The 23,823-nt window shown below is 39.4% G+C and carries 18 protein-coding genes and 3 pseudogenes; 3 read left to right on the top strand and 18 right to left on the bottom strand.

Going from position 1 to position 23,823, the window contains the following annotated elements; all coding sequences use genetic code 11:
* Window positions 1-143: 143 nt before the first annotated feature.
* From L1D37_RS11810 to L1D37_RS11740, 15 genes and pseudogenes are all read right to left on the bottom strand, one after another.
* Window positions 144-2,087: a nucleoside-diphosphate sugar epimerase/dehydratase gene (locus L1D37_RS11810; RefSeq protein ID WP_239848009.1), complete on the bottom strand. Its 1,944-nt coding sequence runs from the start codon at window positions 2,085-2,087 to the stop codon at window positions 144-146.
* Window positions 2,088-2,393: 306 nt separating this feature from the next.
* A complete protein-coding gene (locus L1D37_RS11805; RefSeq protein ID WP_239848008.1) occupies window positions 2,394-2,942 on the bottom strand; it encodes a sugar transferase in 549 nt (182 codons plus the stop codon).
* Window positions 2,942-3,832: an NAD-dependent epimerase/dehydratase family protein gene (locus L1D37_RS11800; protein ID WP_239848007.1), complete on the bottom strand. Its 891-nt coding sequence runs from the start codon at window positions 3,830-3,832 to the stop codon at window positions 2,942-2,944. The genes L1D37_RS11805 and L1D37_RS11800 overlap by 1 nt, the downstream gene beginning before the upstream one ends.
* Window positions 3,829-4,641 carry a glycosyltransferase gene (locus tag L1D37_RS11795; RefSeq protein ID WP_239848006.1) on the bottom strand — a complete coding sequence of 271 codons (813 nt, stop codon included), beginning with the start codon at window positions 4,639-4,641 and terminating at the stop codon, window positions 3,829-3,831. Before L1D37_RS11795 ends, L1D37_RS11800 begins: the two co-directional genes overlap by 4 nt.
* A gap of 58 nt (window positions 4,642-4,699) precedes the next feature.
* Window positions 4,700-5,893 (bottom strand): O-antigen ligase family protein, encoded by a 1,194-nt coding sequence (locus L1D37_RS11790; RefSeq protein WP_239848005.1) that lies wholly within the window; start codon window positions 5,891-5,893, stop codon window positions 4,700-4,702.
* A gap of 4 nt (window positions 5,894-5,897) precedes the next feature.
* Window positions 5,898-7,019, bottom strand: a complete 1,122-nt coding sequence (locus tag L1D37_RS11785) for a hypothetical protein (RefSeq protein WP_239848004.1) — start codon at window positions 7,017-7,019, stop codon at window positions 5,898-5,900.
* 6 nt (window positions 7,020-7,025) lie between these two features.
* Window positions 7,026-8,495, bottom strand: coding sequence for an asparagine synthase-related protein (locus tag L1D37_RS11780; RefSeq protein WP_239848003.1), 1,470 nt, complete (start codon window positions 8,493-8,495; stop codon window positions 7,026-7,028).
* A gap of 3 nt (window positions 8,496-8,498) precedes the next feature.
* Window positions 8,499-9,569 (bottom strand): glycosyltransferase, encoded by a 1,071-nt coding sequence (locus L1D37_RS11775; RefSeq protein WP_239848002.1) that lies wholly within the window; start codon window positions 9,567-9,569, stop codon window positions 8,499-8,501.
* 1 nt (window position 9,570) lies between these two features.
* Complete coding sequence (locus L1D37_RS11770; protein WP_239848001.1) at window positions 9,571-10,830, bottom strand: oligosaccharide flippase family protein; 1,260 nt, start codon at window positions 10,828-10,830, stop codon at window positions 9,571-9,573.
* Window positions 10,823-11,800 carry a UDP-N-acetylmuramate dehydrogenase gene (gene murB / locus L1D37_RS11765; RefSeq protein WP_239848000.1) on the bottom strand — a complete coding sequence of 326 codons (978 nt, stop codon included), beginning with the start codon at window positions 11,798-11,800 and terminating at the stop codon, window positions 10,823-10,825. Before murB ends, L1D37_RS11770 begins: the two co-directional genes overlap by 8 nt.
* Window positions 11,797-13,053 (bottom strand): UDP-N-acetylglucosamine 1-carboxyvinyltransferase, encoded by a 1,257-nt coding sequence (locus tag L1D37_RS11760; protein ID WP_239847999.1) that lies wholly within the window; start codon window positions 13,051-13,053, stop codon window positions 11,797-11,799. Before L1D37_RS11760 ends, murB begins: the two co-directional genes overlap by 4 nt.
* The gene (locus tag L1D37_RS11755) at window positions 13,043-14,083 is read right to left on the bottom strand and encodes an NAD-dependent epimerase/dehydratase family protein (protein ID WP_239847998.1); all 1,041 of its coding nucleotides are present in this window, start codon (window positions 14,081-14,083) and stop codon (window positions 13,043-13,045) included. The genes L1D37_RS11760 and L1D37_RS11755 overlap by 11 nt, the downstream gene beginning before the upstream one ends.
* 190 nt (window positions 14,084-14,273) lie before the next feature.
* Complete coding sequence (gene tviB / locus L1D37_RS11750; RefSeq protein ID WP_239847997.1) at window positions 14,274-15,554, bottom strand: Vi polysaccharide biosynthesis UDP-N-acetylglucosamine C-6 dehydrogenase TviB; 1,281 nt, start codon at window positions 15,552-15,554, stop codon at window positions 14,274-14,276.
* Between the two features lie 346 nt (window positions 15,555-15,900).
* Entirely contained in the window at window positions 15,901-16,212 is a 312-nt protein-coding gene (locus L1D37_RS11745) for a hypothetical protein (RefSeq protein WP_239847996.1), read from the bottom strand.
* 128 nt (window positions 16,213-16,340) lie between these two features.
* Window positions 16,341-17,290, bottom strand: a pseudogene (locus L1D37_RS11740) (helix-turn-helix domain-containing protein); the annotation flags it as partial.
* A gap of 453 nt (window positions 17,291-17,743) precedes the next feature.
* On the opposite strand from L1D37_RS11740, the pseudogene L1D37_RS11735 reads away from it, so the two are divergent.
* The 3 genes and pseudogenes from L1D37_RS11735 (at window position 17,744) to L1D37_RS11725 (ending at window position 19,162) form a co-directional block, all read left to right on the top strand.
* Window positions 17,744-18,165: pseudogene (locus L1D37_RS11735) on the top strand (hypothetical protein).
* Window positions 18,117-18,629, top strand: coding sequence for an N-acetylmuramoyl-L-alanine amidase (locus L1D37_RS11730; RefSeq protein ID WP_239847995.1), 513 nt, complete (start codon window positions 18,117-18,119; stop codon window positions 18,627-18,629). The pseudogene L1D37_RS11735 and the gene L1D37_RS11730 overlap by 49 nt, the downstream one beginning before the upstream one ends.
* A gap of 209 nt (window positions 18,630-18,838) precedes the next feature.
* A pseudogene (locus L1D37_RS11725) lies at window positions 18,839-19,162 on the top strand (hypothetical protein).
* Between the two features lie 206 nt (window positions 19,163-19,368).
* Here the strand turns inward: L1D37_RS11725 and L1D37_RS11720 are convergent.
* The 3 genes from L1D37_RS11720 to L1D37_RS11710 form a co-directional block, all read right to left on the bottom strand.
* Window positions 19,369-21,540, bottom strand: a complete 2,172-nt coding sequence (locus tag L1D37_RS11720) for a polysaccharide biosynthesis tyrosine autokinase (protein WP_239847994.1) — start codon at window positions 21,538-21,540, stop codon at window positions 19,369-19,371.
* Window positions 21,541-21,695: 155 nt separating this feature from the next.
* Window positions 21,696-22,136, bottom strand: a complete 441-nt coding sequence (locus L1D37_RS11715) for a low molecular weight phosphotyrosine protein phosphatase (protein WP_239847993.1) — start codon at window positions 22,134-22,136, stop codon at window positions 21,696-21,698.
* 136 nt (window positions 22,137-22,272) lie between these two features.
* A complete protein-coding gene (locus L1D37_RS11710) occupies window positions 22,273-23,409 on the bottom strand; it encodes a polysaccharide export protein (protein ID WP_239847992.1) in 1,137 nt (378 codons plus the stop codon).
* Window positions 23,410-23,823: the final 414 nt, after the last annotated feature.

The raw sequence follows: 23,823 nt of genomic DNA, 5'->3' as shown, positions 1-23,823 counted from the left end.
ATTACTGCCTCATATCGCTATTAAAGCTCACAGTAATTATGGACAATAAACAGAACACCTTCGAAAGAATTGTGTAAAAAACACGCCAACAGAAAGTCATAATTCAAATAACCGAATTCAATATAGGTTCTAGGTTCTAGGTTCTAGGTTCTAGGTTCTAGAAAAAACATATCTTGTGACTGAGCAGCATTCCAAACCAAATCACCAATCCCGTCTGTCGGCTTAAAGCCTGTTGGCGCATCAAGCAGAAGCTGACGAATCGTATCATGCTCTAAGTTATGACAAGCAAAATCCAAAGATTCCAGCAGTGTGTCATATTCGTTAATCGGTAAGAACACTTCTTGTGCAGTCATGATTCGCTCATGAGCGGTTGGGGCTACGTTATCGCCAATCAACAACTCTTCATAGAGCTTCTCACCAGGGCGTAGGCCCGAGAATTGGATCTCAATATCACCATGGGGGTTCTCTTCATTTTTAACAGAGAGACCTGAAAGGTTGATCAAGTTTTCAGCAAGGTCAGTAATTTTCACCGATTCGCCCATATCAAGAACAAACACATCGCCGCCTTTGCCCATGGCACCCGCCTGAATAACCAATTGCGCCGCTTCAGGGATGGTCATAAAGAAACGAGTAATATCGCGGTGAGTCACGGTGAGTGGGCCTCCGGCTTTAATCTGCCTTTTAAACAGAGGAATGACCGAACCAGACGATCCAAGCACATTGCCAAAGCGAACCATACAGAAACGTGTGCCATGCTCTTTTTGATTCTCTTGTTGCGCTAAAGCCTGCAGGCCTAATTCTGCCATACGTTTAGTTGTGCCCATCACGTTGGTAGGGCGTACCGCTTTGTCTGTCGAGATAAGCACAAAAGATTCAACACCAGCTTCAATCGCCGCTTTCGCCGTATAGTAGGTGCCGTACACATTGTTGCGTACCCCTTCGACTACATTGTACTCAACCAACGGAACATGTTTGTAAGCCGCAGCGTGATAGACCGTTTGTACGCCAAAAGACTGCATTGAGGTTAATAAGCGATGTGAGCGCTGAACGGAACCTAGTAAAGGCACAATTTCAACATCATAACCTTTGGTTTCTTTCACTAAAGAAAGCTCGCGATCAATTTGGTACAAGCCAAACTCAGACACTTCAAACAACACTAATGTTTTAGGTTGTTGTTTTAGGATCTGACGACAAAGTTCAGAACCAATAGAGCCGCCCGCACCGGTCACCATCACCACTTTGCCTTTGGTGTTAGCCTCCATCAGAACTTGCTGAGGTGCGACCGCATCACGACCGAGCAAATCTTCGATAGGTACATCGGTCAGTTCATCAATTTTCGCTTTACCTGAAACAATATCGACCATTTCAGGAACAGTTTGAATCTCAACAGGCAACTTCGCCAGCAAATCCAACACTTGCTTACGGCGAGCGCGAGAAGCGCTGGGGATCGCGAGCAAGATTTTAGAAACGTTGTGCTTTTCAATCAATCTTTCGGCTTTGTCTAATACAATAACTGGCAAGCCTAAAATCATGGTATTGGTGAGCGTTTTGTCTTCATCAATAAAGGCGCGTACTCGATAGTTTTCAGATGCTCTTAACGCGACAGCCAATTGTCGACCGCCAGAACCCGCACCGTAAATCAATACTTCTTCACGTGAATCTTTCGACGGTGAAGTCGTCGCGACAAGATTGCGAACAACCAAACGAGAACCACCACATAACAAGGCTAAATAAGCACCGTAAATAATAGGCACCGTACGAGGGACTGGTTCTTGCAAATAATAAGCAAACAGAGCCAAAGAGATTGCCGACAATATTGCGCCTGCAGTTACCACAAACAGCGCTTGAAAGGTGAGATACCTAAGTACTGCGCGATAAAGCCCTAATTTGGTAAAAATAAGCACCGTCGTTATTACTGTTAAGCCTGTCAGTAATAAATTATCACCATCATTCAAAAATTGGAAATCGCCTAGCCTTGTCCACAAAGCAATGTGCAGAGAAAATATAATGAGTAAAGCATCAATAGAAACACTGATAACCCGCTTTTTTAAACGAGAAAGGTGCCAAATGAAGTTTAGACGTTGCATAAAGTTATTCTTATTTATGAGTATTTAATAAACCACAAAGACTGCATGAGTGGGATGTGTTGAACATGATTTAAGTTCGCAAAGAGAATTAGCAAAAGATAACCCGAATATTTAATTCGCGCTTTAATTTTTTATTGATATAAATACCCCAACGGTTCGACAATTTTCAAATATTGGGGTATTTGGACCGGATTAAGAAAGGAGTTTACACTAACAATACTCTCATGCCTGAAGCTCTCAAATCACTAGGCCAATGATTAGAAGAACAAGAGTCGAAAGAATAAGGACTAGTTCTAAGAATGAAGATTATTTAACTGCATCACCAGAACCACTGCCGGTCGCTGTCATCAAAATGTACTTGAAGTAATATTTTAGATTTAATGTATCAATCATATATTTATCTGTTCTAGCCAACAACTCTGGTGTAGACATATCAATATTTTGAACTTGAGCTAAGCCTGTTACACCAGGTAAAACATCATACACACCTCGTGCATCACGCGCTCTAATCAACTCTGCTTGATTCAACAAGTTTGGGCGAGGGCCGACTAAACTCATTTCACCCTTCACAACATTGATTAATTGCGGTAGCTCATCAATTTTAGTTTTACGTAAAAAACCACCAAACTTTGTGATGGAAGCCTCACTAGCTAAATGACTTGCTACTGATTTTGTCTCAACCGACATGGTGCGAAACTTGATGAGTTTAAATGTTTTTTTATTGCGACCCACGCGTTCTTGAATAAAAATTGGTGAACCGGTATCAAAAAGACCAATAATGACAACAACTAGTAGTATCGGCCACAAGAGCAGTAAACCGAAAAGCGCTGCTAAAAAATCTAAAATACGTATCATTACTTGCTCTCTTTAGTTTGTTTTTTTAAAAGCGCCATTGACTCTTCCATCGTATATGGGGGAACCCAACCTAACACTTTTGCCAAGTCCGATGAATCCACTTGCAAATTACCTACCAACTGTTCAACCATCGCAGACTTGCCAAGCAACTTACCAGCGAATCGCATTAGGCTTATGGGGACAGGCAGTTGGTAGACTTCTTTACCAAGGCCTTTAGCTATTTTGTTTGTAAATTCTTTGGTGGAAACCGTTTCACTTTCTGAAGCGAGAAAAGTGTGACCTGCTGCGTCTTGGTGTGAAGCACAAGCAATGAGAAGATCAGCTAAATTCATCAACGATATGAAATCACGCTTATTATTTACTAGAGCAAAAGGTAACATAGGCAGTCTATTTACTAAGCGAGTCAATGCACCAAAGTTTCCAGGGGCGTTTAGCCCATACACTAAAGTAGGGCGTACGATAACCACTTCCAAACCTGTGTCTTGTGAAATTTTTTTTAAGCCGATCTCTGCTCTATGTTTGGACTGTGCGAAATGGTTATGTAACGATGGTTCAGAAGTAATTGTAAATGGCTCTTCAAAAGTTGCAATACCATTTACACCGATTGAGCTGACAAATACAAAACGTTTAACTCCAGCTTTCACAGCTTTAATTGCTAACTGTAAAGTTCCGTCAACATTAACTGATTGATATTCTTCTTCAGAAAAAGAACTAGAGTGAGCAAGACCAGCAAGATGGATAATTGTATCTATATCCTTGTTAAAACGGTCCAAATTCGCTTCTTTTAAAATGTCATTTCTGGATAAAGTATAGCAATCGCAATTCAATACATCACAAAGAGCTGAACCAATAAAACCAGAACTGCCAGAAATAGCAATTCTACCTCTCATACCTCTCTCCTGGTTAATAAATATACCTTTGCCAAAACTGGCTTAGGCAATAATCGAGGAATTGATCTTAGAAAAAAATACCTTATGGACAATAGCTTACGCTCGGGAAATAATGCCATTTTTTTCCTTGTCAAAGAAAATTCATACCCAATATATTTAAACCCAGAGCGTCTTTGCATCATTTCTAGACCAGTTCTAGCTTTAACTAAATCCTTTTGTATATTGGTGCACTCATAATTTTTTGCTAGAATTCGTATCCAAAGGTACCAATCCTCCATCGAAGTCATATCCATATAGTTTCCAACAGCTTGGACAACTTCTTTTTTAAACATTACCGTCATATGATTAAACGGATTACGTTTAATACAGGTTCTCATTATTTCACAATGGCTTTCAGGAACATTCCTATTGGAAATAAAAGACAAGTCCGAACAGTTTACCTCTTTAATATTTGATCCGCAAACAGCTAGATTAATACTATTTTCAAACTCTAACAATTGAAGTTCAAACCTGTTTCTTTCATTTATGTCATCTGTATCTACACGAGCAATCAAATCATATTTACAGGCTTTCAAGCCAGCATTCAATGCTATTCCTAAACCTCTATTTTCAGGCAATACAACCTGAACTATATTTAACTTTAAACTCCAGGCGTCAATTACATCGTAAAGCCCCTTATTCAAAGGTCCATCATGAACAATAACAACCTCGTTAGGTTTCACTGTCTGTTCAAACAGACTCCTCATAGCATCATTAAAATAATTAGGCTGTTCTCTATGATATAAAGACATTAAAACAGAAAAATTCATCGACAATCCAATTCCAAGCGATTACAAAAACAAAGATAAGAAATAAAAAACATAATATTTAATGGCACAACCTTGTATTCCTAGATTTAAGATTAATGGTTGTGATAAAAAGAATCATATAGTGTAATTTATCAAAATACTGAATCTGACCAAAAATATCTGCAACAAAAAAACCGGTCATACATATAGCTTGTTGTAAATATAGATTACTTCCAGTTCTCAAAAATTTATATATTTTACTTGTAAAAAATTGAGCGTATGAAAATAAAAATAAGCAAAGACCAACAGCCCCTAGTTCGATCCAATACCTAAAAACTATGCTATGTGACATCTGCCCTTGGAAATATTTTTTATATGTATAGATTTCACTAGTCATACCGTGACCAAAGATAGGATAGATATCAACTAATTCAAGTGCTTGTTTCCAAAGAAATGTTCTTGATGACGTCCCTTCCCCTGTAGAAAAATCAATATCAAACGCACCTAATATATAGCCTTCTAGGTAATCCCAATATGCTACAGAAAAAATAATACCTATATTAATAAAAACCAATGAAGAATATATTTTTTGTTTCCTATTAAACGTAAAGACGAAGCTCATGAGCATTATAAATAACATTGCTCCTATATTGGCTCTCGTAAATACAGCAAAGGGAACTAGTGATATTAATATAAGACTAAAAAAAGAAATCTTCTTCATCCAAGATTCAAGTTTGGTGTTGGAAAAATTCAATATAACCAGATATATAAAAATTATTAATGCATACGTTCCAACTGCATTAGGATTTAAACTGCCGAATGATGCAGCTGATTTAATAGATGCTGATGTTTTCATATCAGCGAGATTTATTTGGTTTAAGTAGAAAAAGACTTGTAAAGAAAAAACAACTGCAGAAAAGACAACCCCTATATGTAACATTCTTCGATAACGTTCACTCATCAACCACACAGGTAAAACAAATAGGTGAGGTAGTGATCCCAAAAACTTGAAAAGATAATAGTTAGATATTTTTTCGGGATGAATTAATGCAACAAAAAAAAGCGACAATGTTGCATAAACGAAAAGAACACTAAATATTGCATAATCAAAGCTATTTATTAACTTATTGAAGTGATAAATACATTCTCTAATATTTGCAACAAAGAAAAAATAAATAATTAGATCGTCTAGCCTTAAATTTATAGATCCGACAGAAATTGCTGAAGATGGAACAGAGAAAGCTATAAAAAAAAGGAGGGGTAAATATAACATTTCTCTACCTTGTCAATTTAAATCTGAATAACTTAAATAGAGTCACACCTAGACCTAGTAATATATCGAAAGCACTATTAAACGTTTCTGGTTTTGCGTAATCAAACACACGACGATAAAGTTCAGGAGCCCGCTCAACTGATAAATGGTCATTAAAGTAAGACTTAGAAAAATTATTATTTTCCAAAATAAGTGATCTATTATTGGCTACCGCACCTCTTACTCTAGGGGAGAAATTAGCATAGGCGATATCTTTCGAAGTTTCTTTTCTAAAAAAAACCAATTCATTAGTAAGTGTCGAAGGAATTGCTACATTCTTATTCAACGACAACGCTTCCATAGCACTTCTACCACAACCAATATATAAGTCTGCATAGTGAACAAATCTACTACTCATATAGGTATGCACTGTATCAGTAAGAAAAACCACATTTGATTCCGACTTTTTTTGGAGCATATCTAAAATATTAGAGTCTTCAACTACACCGATTATAACTAACAGTAAGTTTTCCTCTGGAAAATCTAGCCTTATCCTTTTAAATTCATCTAAGGTAAGCTGCAGACTATCATGATAATTTTCACCGATTCTTGATATACGCATACATAGGAAATATTCATCTGCCAACCGTGATAATATTTCACTATTTTCTGATAATATTTTTGGTGATACTCGATTAGGAATAACATAAAGCGATGTTCTAGAGAATTTTGAGGACTTTCTAAAATGCTTGTCATTCTCTTCGCTAAAATTGACGAGCGAGTTACAATAAGGGAAATACCTTAATGGATTAGGCCCCCCTGCCTTTATTAGCACGATTTTGATGTTGCAGAGCAATGAAGCAACTCGCAAATAGCTATACGACTCCGTATCAACGCACAGTATCTCATCAAAACCTTCTCTTTTTACATATTTAACTAAAGATCTGATTATGGAAAAAGTAGTATTATCATTGAGGCTATAAAACCTTCCATCCCTAATACTATTTAGAGCACTTTCTGAAAACCCCAAATTAATTAACTCAACATCTCCGTGTTTTTTAAATTCATCGTATAGTGTAGTTATCGAAACACAATGCCCACCCATACCATGAGTGTATGAAAAGAATGCCAACAATCTTTTAGACATATTTTATTAAACCCTTTTAAGTCTATGCTTATAAGCAAGATAAAGCTCGGTATAAGCCTTCCCCTTTAATGCAAATATACTACTATAGGGATCACAAGTTTTCGCATGGCCTTCTGTATACTGTAGGTTGTATCGATTTGAAAAAATGGAAAATGATGCTAACCATGAAAACTTCTCATCTAAACGGTCGCTCACTAAAGCTTTATTCTGTAGCCAAGAATTAGATATCAGCTTTAGCGCTTGCATATTGAATAATCCAGTATTCTCAATGGTACCATCAAAGATTAAATTTAGCACATCTGTACTACAATCCTGTCTTAGCCACTTTCCATAGTGATTGTGTGATGATTCAAATGAGTCCAACTCCAAACCAATGTTAGGGTAAATTTTCCCGTTTCGAGCCCATGGTATTGTTAAGAGGTTCCCAGGTAAACTAGCCAGAAGTTTAGTATAGATGTCATTACTTCTTACCAAAGGGGTTAATGACCACATCAATTCCACCACAGGGGACGCCGTAAACATCTGATATAATGGAATATTATCATCTATCACATCCATACAAGCACCTAACTGGCGTCTCATATAATGACCTTGCCGTTCTAACTCATACTCTTGCCATGGGGCCTTCCTGTCAAACTTAGCTTTAAATACCTTATTGATTTCTAATATATTTGATTCAGAGGACTGAAATGCTTTTCTATTGAGTAAATCAAATTTGTTAAAATCTATGCTCAAGACACTCTTGATTTTAGTAACATGCTGACCAGAATACTCAGCTCTACCGATACTGTCTCCGTAACTACCAGCTAAAACACCGTCCAACCCTCTAGTAGTAGATATATTATGCATTGCATGAAGGTGTAAGGGTGAATATTCCGCGCCCCTTTCGGCCGTCAAAGTAATATTATTATACAAAGTTTCAGCATCTAGTTCAAAGTGAACAAAATCCCAACAAAAAAGCTTAGAAATACGTTCCGCATATACCACATCACGTGTGCCTTTTGCTCCCCAAGTCAAAGCAACAATACGTCCAGTATATAACCCTTGGTTTTGAAGTTCTCTTAATATACCAGCAACTATTCTACTATCCATACCGCCAGATAATAAAATACCTACGGAGCTTTTCCCCTCTAAAAAACTTATTGCTTCTTCTTTTAAAAGGCACCTCAGAGAGTTAGCCACATTCTCTGGTGCTAGGGTTTTATTATCATGCTTAGGTATACTTCTGATAACAAAGCCTTTCTTATCAGCATCATATTCATGCATCCAAGGCGTTTTCTTAACACCACTGACTAGGGTATCATCCCCAACTATATAGTTTCTTTGCATTATACTATATAATGAATCTATGTTGACTTTATTACTGCTCTTAGCGTCTACAATAGAATCGATATTATTCCCTCTTATAGTACAATTACCCTCAAAATAATACTCCGAGCGTTTAGACAAACTTGAATTATTAGAAAAATCGCACACATCTCACCCCATAATGCTTTTATAAATATTTGAATAATTTAGTGCCATAGTACTCACCGAGAAATGAGTGTTCAAAGACTCTTGGTAGTAAGATGGATGCGTTTTAACAATCTTTTTCTCTAGTTTTTTTATGGCACGCTCTAAGTCGTTAGAATCATCATTATCAAACAACTCCGAGACTGAAGGAACCTTTTCATTAATTGATGAATGAGATGGGATTCTTGATAATAACACAGGCCTTTCAACCAGTAACGATTCTAGGACTATATTAGGTAATCCTTCATGTCTTGATGCTGTCAAAAAGCAGTCAGCTTCGGCTATAACTGAAAAAATATTTGACACATGCCCGAGAAACTTTATGTTTTTAACTCCTTGGTAATGCCCCATCAACCCGCTATCGATTCCGCCTATAACAGTGAGTGTTTTGTCCGCATAAAAGTCTCGCTTAGAAAACTCTTGCAGCAAAAACGAAACATTTTTCCCCGGATTATAAGAGGAGCACGTTACAAAATTAATAATAGGTCTATTTAAGTTGTTACCCTTGTATAAATGAGAATCACTAGAGTGAACGGCATTATCAACAACTTCAGATTTAATTCCAAAGTGAGAAAGATGCTCCTTCACGCCCTCTGAGCAAGAAACAACTTGGTTAAATCGATTAATAGTAACAAGGTGAAATAAAGCCAGTATACATCCAATTAGACCTTTTTCGCTCCAATTCAAAAAGGTCATATTCCTAACCGTGACGACTTTTTTTACATCGCTTAATATCGAACTCAACAAATCACAGCGAAATCCAGATGAATGAACTACTCCAATGGACTTTTCCTTAACATACTTCTTTAAAAAGTATACTCCTTTGAGAATTGACATCAAGCCACTAGTATTGAGATAAATGACTTCACATTTATTCGAAATTAATTTTTCGTTATAACTATCCACTTTTCGACCAAGTACTAAAACTGTACAATTTACCTCTTTGGGCATATTCGTAACAATATATCTAAGTTGATTATTCGGCCCTAAATCCCCAAGATGAGAAGAAACAAACATAACATTAATATTATTGGTCAAACTATGCCTCCATACTTTTTGTTTTTAATAAATTCAAAGTCAAATAACTACTAAAAAAGTAACTAAAAGCCAAGCCTAAAGAAAACAAAAATAGGCAAACCTCAACGCTAAGTGAAAAATAATAAGAAGAAACAAAGACAAGAATAATAACGGAAAACCTCATAAGATTTATATAAAAAAACCAGTTATTTTTTTCATATACATTCAATATAAACATAAGTGGTGACGCCAACAAGTTAGAAACAACATAGATTGACATAATACTAGCTAACTCTCCTGAGAGTTGCCATTCAGTTCCAAATGTTATAGTAAAAATATCCTCACCGAATAAATAAATTATAGCGAATGGGATGAGACTGAAAAAAAACAATTTTTTCAGTAATCCAATGGATAACATACGAATTTTTCTTGTTTTACTAGTGCCCAAACGTGCGACTTCGGAGTAAAAAACCTGACCAATTGATTTACCAACGATTCCGACTGGTATATTTAACATTGAGTAGGCAAGAGAAAATTGTCCGGCCAAATTACTACCATATATATTAAGTATAAAAACAACAGGAATACTAGTTGAAAGAACCAACAAAACTTGAGACGGCAATCGATAAAGTGGGACATCGAGGTTGGTTTTTAACAGATGCAATGCATAAGCTCTATCTATATTTTGCAACGAGCCAAACATGTTCTTTATAAAAACAAAAAACATCATTAATGATTGTACTAATTGTGAAGACACATGCGAAACAATAAGGAAAACAGGTGGTAGCCCTATTATTCCACTGATTATTTTCAGTGTAGCATTAACTACCGAGCCTATTAAATTATTAATAGCTAAAGAATTAAACTTTGCTTCTTTTACAAACCATAAAGAAAATATTTCAAAAACACTATATAACAAGAAAGCAAAAGGAAATAAAAACCATAGCCAATTAGGAATCTCTATATTTACAGCATCTAAAATATAATCATGAAAAAATGCAAACAAGAACAAAAAAACAAAGAAGAATGAGAAAATAAAAAGAAAACATGCAAATATTAAATTCACCATCTCTTTTGAAGTTTTCATTATAGGTATTAGTATTGAGTACCTAAGACTAGAAAAAGAAACTGCGACTGTAACAATTGCGATAAAACTATTAAGATTCCCTAAATCCTCAGGAGAATAATACCTTGTAATGACAGGCATAGCAGTTAACAATACTAACCGACTAGCTAAACTACTAGTTATTAGTTTAATTAGATTTTTATAAAAACTATTCATTGTCTAATTTATTTGAAAGTGCTGATTTATTCAAAAATTCATCTAAATAATAGACCTCTGTTGGGAGTTTTAGGTTGGATAGTTTATAAAAATCGTCTCTAACCCTTTTTACTAAACTAATAATATCTTCACTACTTGCATCACCTTTGTTTATAATGAAATTGGCATGCTTATTTGATATCTGTGCCCCTCCAACACTTAGGCCTTTTAAACCCAACTCTTCGATAATTTTCCCAGGAGGTCCATACATTTCGAAAACGTTAGTCTTTGATTGAAATACAGACCCACAAGAAGGGTAATCTAAGGGAAATTTACTTCTACGATCCCGCAAAGTACTTAACATTTCAGCCTTCAAAGCCCTTGTGTTGTTAATACGAGCAACATTAATTGTAACAGATAAGATTAAATAGTCGTCTGATTGAAATATTGAGCTTCTATATGAAAATAAACATTCACTATTATAAAGCTCGACTACACTTAATGTTTTATAACAAAATGCTTTAACTTTAACGATGTTATCTCCTATAGCTTTCCTTTGTGCTCCCCCATTCATATAGACTAACCCCCCCATAGTACCAGGAATTCCGATACAATGTTCAATCCCTTGGTAACCTCTAGCACCCAAAACATAAGCAGTCCAAGGTACAGAACTAGACGCACCAACTTCAAATTCACTATCACTAACCTTCTTGATGTATGCAAAGACATCCGATAATATAATCAAAACACCTGAGATTTTAGAGCTAGTAAATAATAAATTTGAAGCATTGCCGATAACTTCATAGTCCAAGTTATTGTTTTTACATACATTGATCGAGACTTCTATATCTTTGACAGATCGAGGATATATAATAAAATCACATGCACCTCCAACCTTCCAGTATGCGATATCCTTAACATCAACATCTTTATATACTTTACAAGTAGTAAATTTTAGCAACTCAACTATGTCGTTATCATCTTTAATCACTCGAAATTAGCTCCCAAAGCTTTTAGTTTTGACCATATATCACAATAGCCTCTCTCGATTTGCCAAGCGTTAGATATTTTTGTCTCACCATTTTTACTTGCAAGTCCCAGAAGTGTTAATGCTATTCCTGCTCTTAGATCAGTAGCCTCGACTTCACCTCCAATAATTGCATTTCTACCATTACCTTTAATTTTGAGCATCATATCTCTTACTTCTGTTGAAATATTCAGTTTCTCAAATTGTTCAGCATAAGCATACCTTCCAACGAAACGAAGATCGACGATAGTTGTTTCTCCATAAGCACAAGCAGCAAAAGCGGCTAAAATTGGTTGCATGTCCGAGTTTATTCCAGGATAAGGCCCTGTACTAATATCTAGTGGATAGATTTCACTAGGAGCGATTATCGCACTATTACCATTACGATAAATATTTGCTCCTGATTCTCTAAGATAGATTAATGGAAGCTCTAGATGTTCAAAAGGAAAGTTTTCTATTTTAACCGTTCCGCCTGTAATTAACGCACCAACACACCAAGTTAATGCCTCCATATTATCAAGAATAGTTTTTTGTTTAACAGATTTTAATTTTCTTGTTCCATGTACAATAATTCGCTCTTGGCCTTTAACGACAATATTCGCTCCCATATTGTTTAACATCTCAATCATGTTAATAATTTCAGGTCTAATATGTGGATTCCAAATATTAGAGGTACCGTTAGCTAAAGATGCTATTAATATAGCATTTTCTGTAGCTCCTGTAGACCTCATTGGTAAATGGATATCAGTTCCCTTCAAAGGCCCTTTTCTTTCGACACTTAACGTGTTTTCGGTTTCAGTAATCTCTCCACCAAACGCTTCAAGGATCGCTAAATGAATATCAAACTTTCTATCACCTAACTTACACCCGCCTGGGTGTGGGACGGTCATTTTCCCAAGCTTTGCAAAACCAGCTCCAAGTATTAGAAGAGTATTTCTAATTGAACGACCACTCCAGTTTAGTTCATTGGATAATTCATTTTCTTGCGTTATATAGACACGTTTGCTTTCTACATCTACAGTAGTTTTTTTTCCTAATACTTCTAGCATTTCCAAATGAATCAAAGCGTCTGAGAGTGTGTGAGGAAAGTTACTTATTTCTACATCTTCATCGGTTAATATTGATGCAGCTAATAATTTAAGTACTGCATTTTTTGCTCCCGATAATTCCACGTCACCTTCTAGTTTAGATGGTCTAACAATTAAATTACTCTGCATTTTTACTCTCATTAATCATATTTAAATACCAAGGCATAGACTTATTTATTCCTTGTTTTATACGATAGATTGGCTCATAACCAAGCGATCGTTTCGATTTACTTATATCAGCTTGTGAATGCCTAACGTCACCAACTCGGAACTCTCTATAAATAGGAGCAGACATAACTTCAGAGCCATGTTCAATCAATGCATTTTTTATTGCATAGAATAGCTCGTTGAGAGTCGTTCTATCTCCAACTGCTACATTGTAGACCTCGTCTTTTGCTACACTTTCCGCTGTCGCTGCTAATATGTTCATTTGTAAGACATTATCAATGTAGCAGAAATCTCGACTTGTCTCGCCGTCGCCATTGATGAAAATGTCTTCGCCTTTGATCATGGCAGCGGACCATTTGGGAATAACAGCAGCATAAGCGCCGTTTGGATCTTGCCTACGGCCAAATACATTAAAATAACGTAACCCAATAGCCTTACACCCATATGTGCTAGCGTATACGCCTGCGTAAAGCTCGTTTACGTACTTTGTTACTGCGTATGGTGATAGTGGATTGCCGATATTTTCTTCTACTTTAGGCAGTGCTTGATGGTCACCGTATGTTGAGCTAGAAGCGGCATATGTAAAGCTTTTCACCCGCTCTTCTTTCGCTGCGTCTAGCATATTTAAAAAGCCGGTAATGTTCACAGCATTCGTGGTAAGTGGATCCGCGATAGAGCGAGGTACAGAACCTAGGGCAGCTTGGTGCAACACAAAATCAACGCCTTGAACGGCTTTCTGGCAGGCTTTGGGGTCACGGATGTCCCCTTCCAAAAAATTGAAGCGAGACCATTGCTCTTCTGATACTAGGCTTTTAACTTCATCTAAGTTGTGTTGGTGACCAGTTGCGAAATTGTCTAAGCCCATTACAGTCTGGTTGAGTTTTAGTAACTTCTCTAATAGATTTGAGCCGATGAAGCCAGCGACACCAGTTACTAACCACATTTTTGGTGATTCCAGTAACTCTTGTTGGATTTGTTCGTATTTGGTCATTATGTTTTCCGTGTGGAGGGAATAAACGTTAATAGTTAAGGTGGGCGCGGTATGTCGGTAGATTCTGAATCACGCTCGCTTCTCGCTGTTCAGAATGACGAGATTTAGGCTCACAGGACAGAGGCAGTTTTCATACCTCATGATAAAACTCAGGAGTCCTTGTCCTGGGCTCCTGAATTTTAATTTGAAACTAGAGACGCATATCTACGCTTTCTTTGTCTAGAACGTACTTCAGGTCATATAGTACATGTGCTGGCTTACCAAGTGCGCGGATCTTATTTACGCCCATTGCTTTAAACTCATCGTGAGATACAGCCATAATGATTGCATCGTAATCACCTTGTTGTGGTTCTTCAGATAGAGTCAAACCATACTCATGTTGAGCTTCAACGTTTGAACACCATGGGTCCACAATGTCTACATTGATATTGTACTCTTTAAGTTCAGCGACAATATCAACCACTTTAGTATTACGTAAGTCTGGGCAGTTCTCTTTAAAGGTTAGGCCCATCACTAGTACGTTTGCACCCTCAACGTGGATACGTTTCTTCATCATTGCCTTCACAAGCTGAGATACAACATATTGGCCCATGCCATCATTGAGTCGGCGACCCGCTAAGATCATCTCCGGATGATAACCCACAGTTTGAGCTTTATGCGTTAGGTAGTAAGGATCCACACCAATACAATGACCACCCACCAAACCTGGGCGGAATGGAAGGAAGTTCCATTTTGTACCCGCAGCTTCAAGTACCTCGAGAGTATCGATACCTAGTTTGTTGAAGATGATAGAAAGCTCATTGATAAGCGCAATATTGACGTCACGTTGTGTGTTTTCAATCACTTTTGCCGCTTCTGCTACTTTGATAGACGATGCTTTATGTGTGCCTGCTGTGATGATGCTCTTGTAAAGCTGGTCAACGTATTCTGCAACTTCAGGAGTAGAACCACTTGTTACTTTTAAGATATTCGTAACGCGGTGTTCTTTGTCACCTGGGTTAATACGTTCTGGTGAGTAGCCAGCAAAGAAATCTTGGTTAAATTTAAGGCCAGAAACACGCTCGACTACTGGGATACAGTCTTCTTCCGTCGCACCTGGGTATACTGTTGATTCATAGATGATCACATCACCTTCAGAGATCACTGTACCCAATGCTTCAGAAGCTTTTATTAGCGGTGTTAGATCCGGTTGTTTATGTTCATCAATCGGTGTTGGAACCGTCACAATGTAAACATTACACTCTTTTAAGTCTTCAAGAGATGCGGTGTAAGAAAGGTGAGTTGCTTCTGCAAGTTCATTGTCACTGCACTCTAGTGTGCTATCACGCCCTATTGCCAGTTCATCAATACGTACTTGGTTTATATCAAAGCCAATCGTTGGCGACTTTTTACCGAACTCTACAGCCAAAGGTAACCCAACGTAACCTAAACCAATGATTGCAATTCTTGCATTTTCTACCGACATATTCATAAGTAATAAAACCTAATTATTAATAATTATTTTCTCGAGGCCTCGACCTTTCACTCGGTTCCGTTTAACCTAGTGGTATAAAAACCTCAAGATGCCTCAGTACGCTTTTGGTTACTCGGCATGTTTAATTTCGTTTAAGAAGATATATTTGACGCGCAGACTAGGCGGGCCATCTGCATTTGGGTACGCTACCGCCCTTAGGTTTGGCTCCTACAGGCAATGAAGCGCAATTTTTCACTGTGCTTCAGGTTTATGCGTTTTTCATACGGTTTCTAATTTGCTGCGCATTCTAGCAAAGTAAGTGCATATTGGCCAGTTTGAAATTTACCCTATTTAGACAAACCTCTCACCACGCGTTTATCCAGCGAAAGTATTGTAGAAGCTGAGTCCCTATGTGGTAGCGGTTTTCTTGTGCTGTATTGCAATAACGCTTTTCTATATCAATAAAAATGTCGCCGTTTCTGTACAGCGAAACGAAGCTTGGGTTGTTGTTTACCGCCAAAGTTTCTTTAATTTCTGTACGTGTTAGTCCTTTGGGATAGTGGTTAACGAGCAGTTTCAAGAACTCGTCGGTGCGCCCTTCCACTCTCGCTATCTCATTTTCAAAAATGGTGACTTTTTCTTTTGTTGTCAGTTTTTTTAGGCTGCTATAGTCCATTTTGCCTCTCCTAATTCTACTTTTGTCTCTTGACGTTTTTTGTCTGTATTCGAGTTTGGTCTGCCCTAGCCTTTGGTTTTCCTAAGCTTTGGGCTGTGTTAACTAGCGCTTAGTCTGTGAATGGTCACTGCTTGGTAGTCCGCTAGGCCCTGAGAGACAGGCGTGGGGTGTTGAGACTTGCTTTCTAGCTTGATTGCTTAAAGGCAGGCAAAGAGCCTTGTTTGGTCTTAGCTTGGGCGCTTCTTCTTAGTCTGCCATTCTCAAAATGGTCAATGTGCTCAAAAGGCTTACGCTTGTCGGGATTGATGTAGAGCCACGCTTGCATGGCATGCAATTCTTGCAGCACATCTAACTTTGGGTAGGTGTATTCTAATATTTTGTAGAACTCATGATAAATCGGTGTGCTGCCTTCTTTGGTAAGCAGGTGAGTCACGGTTTCATTCTGTTGACTTACAGGAGTGGTGGTATTGGTTTGAGCTGTCGTAACTCTTTTTCAAGAACTGGGCGGTTTCAAAGAGCGGTGCTTTTCAAAGGTATTTTCTGTTGCAGAGATTGGGGCTGTTTTACAAGGAGTATATGCTTTATGTTCTTTATGAAAGATTATGTGTGCAAGGTAATCACTCTCCGTGTTGGAGCTTGAGTCACCCAGGTGGGTATCTGAATGATATGTTTTCTGTGCATCCTCTTTTTTCTGGGGACGATAGGCTGACGGTAAGTCTGTTTGTTCTACAGTGGCGTTATCTTGACTCGTTTGGCCTAGGTCGCTCTGTTTACCTTGGTCTAGATCGGCCTGCTGAATATGGCTGTCGTTGAGTAGGCGCAGCTGGTATATGTTGTTTCGCTGATGTCCTGAATCATCAAACCGCTTTATCCGCTTCACAAAGCCTTGTTTTTCGAGCTCGTTAATGTGTCGTTTAACGGTTCTTAACGATACTTCGCAATATTGCGCTAAATAACATAACGAAGGTGAAAACACGCCGCGCGCGTCTGCATTATCGGCCAATTTTAATAGTACTAACTTGCTGATCGGCGAGCCGGTTTTTAATGAGATGAAAGAAAGTATTAGAGAAACACACATGGTTAACGCTCCTTGCTAATTGGTATTGGTCTAGTGATTACCTTGATCTATCTATTACCCTTAATTTGGTGATTGGGCTGATCTGTCTAGAGCCATTCGGTGCATAACAAGTTATTAACACCACTTTTTTAGGCCTTGGGGGCGAAGGGGAGGCGGGATAAAAAGTAACAAAAGTGTTTTCCTGCTTACTCTCACCAATATGCAATAAGAGCAGTACCAAAACTGATAACCTTCGAAGCATCTCTCACTTTTCTGTGTTCCTCCGTTTTCGCGTTATTACCTCCAACCCCAATCAAGAATGTTGAAGTACATTGCCCTCCCCATGCAGCAATAAGGTGCTTAAAGAAGGCGATAGTTTCTCTTTTTATTTCAGCGTATAAACCCGGTATGGTGAGCGTCGAGTGCCGTGCTAACTCCCTCATTCAGTCGCGCCATATTGCTATGTGATGACCAATATGGCGACGAGACCAGTGAAGCTAGGTTTTATAAGACAAAGGTTATGAGGACAGGGACTATGAAGATAAGCATTTCGAAGACCTGCACTTTGAAGAGTCTGATTTTGAAGATGCTTGTTTTGAAAATCTGTTCTTTAAAGATGCTCGCTTTGAAAATCCTAGTTATGAAGATATTTGTTAGATGATCAGCCGAGCACGACGCAGCCAGCCACTGGATTATTGCGTATGTATTTCCGCTATGTAAGCCACCACCTCGGTTATGCGAAAATCGTAGCCGCCAGTTTGATTCAGCAAGTCGCATTACACCCAGAGTTGAAAGGTTCGTTATCAACGTCTTTAGTCACTTGGTTACAACAACACGAGGATTTATTTTGTCAAACACTCCACCAGCAACTGACAGAGTTCCACACCAGCCTTTAGAAGCGCTTGCTGTTTTGCAAGAGCGGACTTCTTCACAAGAGCCTTGCTTATCTCCTGCTTCCTATTCTCTAAGCTTGGTTTCAGTTTTACTCCGCTTACCTTTTTGTCCGCCATATTCTTTTATCACTGTGCACTGTAGCGCCACGCCGCCACAGCACGATGTAGACGTAGCCGAGATTCGCCGATGGCATAAAAAGAGAGGCTGGCGCGATGTCGGGTATCACTTTGTTATTCGTCGCAATGGGGATGTCGAACTTGGTAGGCCACTGTCACAAACCGGCGCACATGTGAAAGGACACAACAAGAGCAACATTGGAGTTTGTATGATCGGCGGCTGTAACGCCGAACTGCAACCAGAAGATAACTTCACACTTGCCCAGCGTAAAGCACTGTTCGGTTTAATAGCTGCACTGCAAGAGCAGCTCTTGATTTCAGATCAGAATGTTAAGGGGCATAAAGATTAGGGCGTGAATACGGCGTGTCCGGTTATGAAGATAAGAGACTAAAAGCAGATGCGGGATTCGGGTAAACGAGATGCGAAGAGCAGGAAGTGCGGATGCGAGTGACGAGTAGAGAGATTCGAAGAGCTGAAAAGCAGAGATGAAGAGCGAGAGGGTTATACAGTCAAAGGCTATACATACGGTCAAAGCCAATCAATAAACCAAGGAGAAGCATGACATTGTTCGGGAGAATATTTGGGAGCCAGTCTTCTATTAACAAAGGGTTAGATACACTCACCAACACAGGAGATGCGATGTTTTTTACTGATGAAGAAAAAGCGAAGCACAATCTGGCACTGCTTAAAGCGTATGAACCTTTTAAGTTGGTACAGCGCTAAATTGTGTTGTTCACCATTCCTTATGCGGCATTACATGTGATGGTGATTCTGGGTTGTATGCATTGTTACGATTGGAAACCATTAGAGGAAATGACCAATGAAGCGTTTGGTTATCCGGTGATAGCGGCGATTGGATTGTATTTGACGGGGGGGGTATAAAAAAGTAGATGCTAGTAGCCGGTAAACGGGATGCGAAGAGCTAAAAGAGCAGATGCGAAGAGCTAAAAGAGCAGATGCGAAGAGCGGCGCTTTTCGTATCTGCCATTTAGCTCTTATCTTTTCGATACTCGATGACTCGTATCCCGCATCTGCCTTTCTGCTCTTCGTTTACCCGGTTACTCGCATCTCGTTACTGCTCTTTAACTTTATTTCTTGTCGCTCGAATATGCGTAGTTGTAGTAGCCGTAGCCATATGAGCTTGATGCTTTCTTCTCGATGGCGTTGAAGATAACGCCTTTCACTTCGATACCTGATTGTTCGAAACGGTTACGAGCCACTTCGATCTCTTTAATGGTGTTTTGGCCGTAACGAGCAACCATTAGTGTAGTACCAGCGAAGGCGCCGACGATGCTTGGATCGGTTACCGCGAGTACTGGTGGGGTATCGACAATTACCAAGTCATACTCTTTTGAAGCCCATTCCATTAGCTCTGCAAAGCGTGGGTGCATCAACAACTCAGATGGGTTAGGTGGCACTTGGCCACGTGTAATAATGTCGAGGTTTTCAATTGGCGTCGACTTCACTGATTGAGCGAACTCTTGCTTGCTGCTCAATACATCAGAAAGGCCGTTATCCCAGTTCACACCAAAGCTTTGTTGTAGGTAACCTTTACGCATATCGGCATCAATCAGCAGTACTTTTTGGCCTGTTTTTGCAGCTACTGCAGCAAAGTTGGTAGAGATGAATGATTTACCGATACCCGGCGCAGGGCCAGAGATCATCAAGACGTTATTTTTCGCTTCTAGCATCGCAAAGTGCAAGCTGGTACGAAGGCCACGCAGTGCTTCAACTGAAAGATCAGCAGGGTTCGATTCGGCAAGCAGTGCCTGAACGCCTTTTGTTTGTACTTTCTTCGATTTAAAGCGGTTAGTCAGTTCAATTTGTAAATCAGATTTTGGTACGGCTGCGTAAACCGGAAGGCCGATTTGTTCAATTTGGTCTGGGCTTTCAACGCCACGGTGGAACGCCGCTTTAACTAATACAAACGCGACACTTAGCATGCCACCCAATAGCGTTGCTAATACAACAATCAATGACTTCTTCGGTTTTACAGCGCGAGCATAGGCTTGCGCGTCATCTAAAATACGAACGTTACCTACGGTACCAGCTTTAATGATGCTCAGCTCTTGAACCTTGTTTAAAAGCTGAATGTAGATCTGTTGGTTTACTTCAACATCACGTGTCATACGCAGTACTTCGCGTTGTGTTTTCGGTAATTTTTGTACTTGCTTGTTTAGGCGCTCTTTCTCACTCAGTAGCGTTTTACGCTTATCAAGCAGGGCTTTATATGCTGGATGATCTTTAGTGAAGCGTTGGCTGATTTCACTTTCTTTAAACGTCAGTTCATTTAATTGCGCTTCAAGCTCTACCATTACCTTCAAAGTTGATTGTGCTTCTAAGCCCAAGTCTATCGATTCGTTCTTTTGACGGTAATTGTTTAATACGTCTTCATAGCCAGTTAGCTCAGATTTAATGCCCGGAAGGTGACTCTCTAAGAACTCTAGGCTCTTTTCTGCTTCTGCTGAGTTACGCTTCACGTTTTGTAAGAAGTAAATTTGACTAATGTGGTTAAGTAGCCCAGAAATCTGCTGCTTGTTTTCACCTTCAAAGCTCAGCTTCAAAATACCGGTTTGCTTGCCTTGCTCAGAAAGAGACAAAGAAGATTTCAACCATTCGATAGCTTGTAATCGGCTACGTTGACCAATTGAGAACACAAAACCGTTATGCGATTCAAAACCGGCCACAAACAAACTGTAATCATCGGATGTTGCTAGCTCACCCACTTTGCCTTGCAAAATAACGCGCTCATCGTCACGAACCAGTTGGTAAGTGCCTTGCTCTGCATCGAGAATCTGAATAGTGTGCCCGTAATCGCTCGCATAACTTGGCAAGGTAAAGCGACTCACAACAATGTGGTTGATGTCGCCGGTTAAGCGCGCGAACCCTTTACCCACAATTGGCGCATAGTTTGGAGAAGTTACGGTGGTTAAATTGAATTTATCAACCGTCTCACCCAAGATCATACGCGATTTGATGATCTCAACTTCTGTCGTCGCAGAGGATTCCTGAGAGAACAATTCGCCCATATCACCAACCATTGATGAAATACCACCAGAGCTCTTCTCTTCAATTTGAATTAGGGCATCGGCTTTATATATCGGTGTTGAAAGCAGGGAAAACGCAATACCAAACACAGCAAAAGCAAATGTGGTGAGTATGATTAGCCATTTAGCATCTAATAAGATGCCAAGCAGTTTTCCTAAATCTATCTCATCAGAATTATCTGTGTGTGATTGCTGAGATGGTTGTGTTGTCATCAGATTGCTACTTCCTAAATTATTGCTATTTAAGAGACGATATATACGCTCCGCGTACTTCTCTTTTATATGATTCTGTTGGTGGCTTAGCCACGCCTACGTTTAGAGCATGACATTTAAAAAGCTGTCTATTTAAACCTATGGTATTTTTAAACCTACAGCTTTTTTGCCCAAGCTTGCGCCGCTTCGTCAATCAGCTTGTAAGCATATTCAAACGCTTCACGGCTTTGACGGTGCGGATCGGGAATGTCTTTCTGGCCAATCCACTGACCAAATAGCATGGTTTTACCACGCACTTCCGGTGATATTTGAGTGAGCGCCTCCATATGCCCCTTCTCCATCACCAATATCAAATCATACTGGATACAAAGCTGTGGAGTAACTTGCTGCGACTGATGATTTTCAACATCAACACCATTTTCAGCGGCAATTAAAATCGCCGTGTCGTCTGCTGGCTTGCCAATTAAACGGCTTTTTTCAGCAGCGATGCCAGCAGAGGCAACCTCTTTGTTAGGCAGTAATTTTTGAAGAACGCGCTCTCCCGTAGGGGAACGACAAATGTTACCCACGCAGACCACTAAAATTTTATTAAACATAACTGACTTCTAACTGTAATTGGCTTATAAACTAAATATACTTACAAACCGAATGCACTTCATAAACCAAATGCACCACTAAACATAAAAATCAGGCCACACGTGAAGTGCGACCTGACTGCTGTTCTATCTTAGCCTAAGGCCAATTACGAATACGCAATGCACCTTCGGTTAAGTTATTAAATCCGTTGATGGTTGGAAGCAACTGTCCCACAACACGGTTCCAACGGCTGATTGGCGCAGCGGTAACATAAACAATATCGTAAGGTTTTAAATCAAACTCGGTGCCAATCACCAATGCTGATACATCTTCTATATTGAGCTGGTAGATATCTGCCATACGTTCGGATTTATCATCCGAAGTGCGAATCACAAACACGCCAGTTGCATCCGCTGTCAGTTCATTTATTCCACCAACATTACTGAGCGCTTCCGTCAGGCTCATTCCTACGCGATCAATCTTTAATAACTTAGGCTCTTTAACTTCACCCATCACGAACACTTTCTGCTTATCATTACGCGGCACGTGAACAATGTCACCTGCTTGCAGTAAGCGGTTTTGAGTTAGGTCACCACGTTGCATTAAACCGTAAAGTGAGAGGTTTTCTTCTACGCCATTACGCGTTAATGAAACATTACGCCAATCGGCATTTTCAGACAAACCGCCCGAGCGGTTCACGGCATCCAATAACGTTAAAGGAATATTAGTGATCGGCTGTTGGCCAGGTTGAGCCACTTCGCCAGTAATATAAGTTTTCTTAGAGCGGAAAGCGGCGACGTTAACATCAACTTGAGGGCTTTCGATGTACTTAGCTAAGCGGCTTGCGATATCAGTACGCACTTCACGAACGGTTTTTCCCGCGACTTCTACTGTACCAATGTATGGGTAGAAGATGGTGCCGTCTGCATGAACCCAGTTACCTGCTTCGGTGCTACTACGGTAAGAGCCAGCAGGAATGGTCAGTTCAGGGTGATCCCAAATGGTGATATTTAAGATGTCACCAACGCCCACTTGGTATTCATACTTTGCAATATCAACATCTAACGTCGGGTTAGCTTGGGAAACTGATAAAGATTCATTTCGGTAACTCGATACTGATTGAGCTGTCAGTGGGTAAAGGTTAACCACATCAGAGATATCAGATTCTTGCTGTTCCTCTGAAGGCTGAATCACATTCTTGTTGCCAGTAGAAAGGTGAGTTCCTGGAGTAGTACACCCTGCAAGCAATGCAGGAAGGAGCGCTAAAAGGAGACGATTTTTATTAATCTTCATGTTAACCAAGTCATAGAAACGGAATGTGTCATGATATCCCAAAGGACACCCAAAGAAGTTAGAACAAACAATTTTATCAGCTACGCAGTATTTAAGAGAGTTAAGGAGAGTCATTACCGTGATCTCGCTTCCATCTTAATATCAAAGATAGGAACGCTACCGCCCCTTGATATTCCGCGACATCACACTGCGTAGTTAATCTGCCCCTATCAATATGGAATTTGAATAGGCGTATTTTGTCTAAAACGTAGCAATAAAGTGCGCTTGCATACGGTTAGTTTAATCCGTAAGCATTATCCACAAATTGTGGTTATTATCAACCTAGTTGAATGGTTTTAAGTGTAGATAAGAGCGGATTCGAGATACGAGTTAACGAAGAGCAGGTAAAGCCATAGTGGGGGGCTTTTAGCTCCT

Source organism: Vibrio sp. Isolate33 (genome assembly GCF_022397895.1).
Lineage (GTDB): Bacteria > Pseudomonadota > Gammaproteobacteria > Enterobacterales > Vibrionaceae > Vibrio > Vibrio pomeroyi.
Note: the sequence above shows the minus strand (reverse complement) of the source record. Positions and strands in the feature narration are given on the sequence as shown.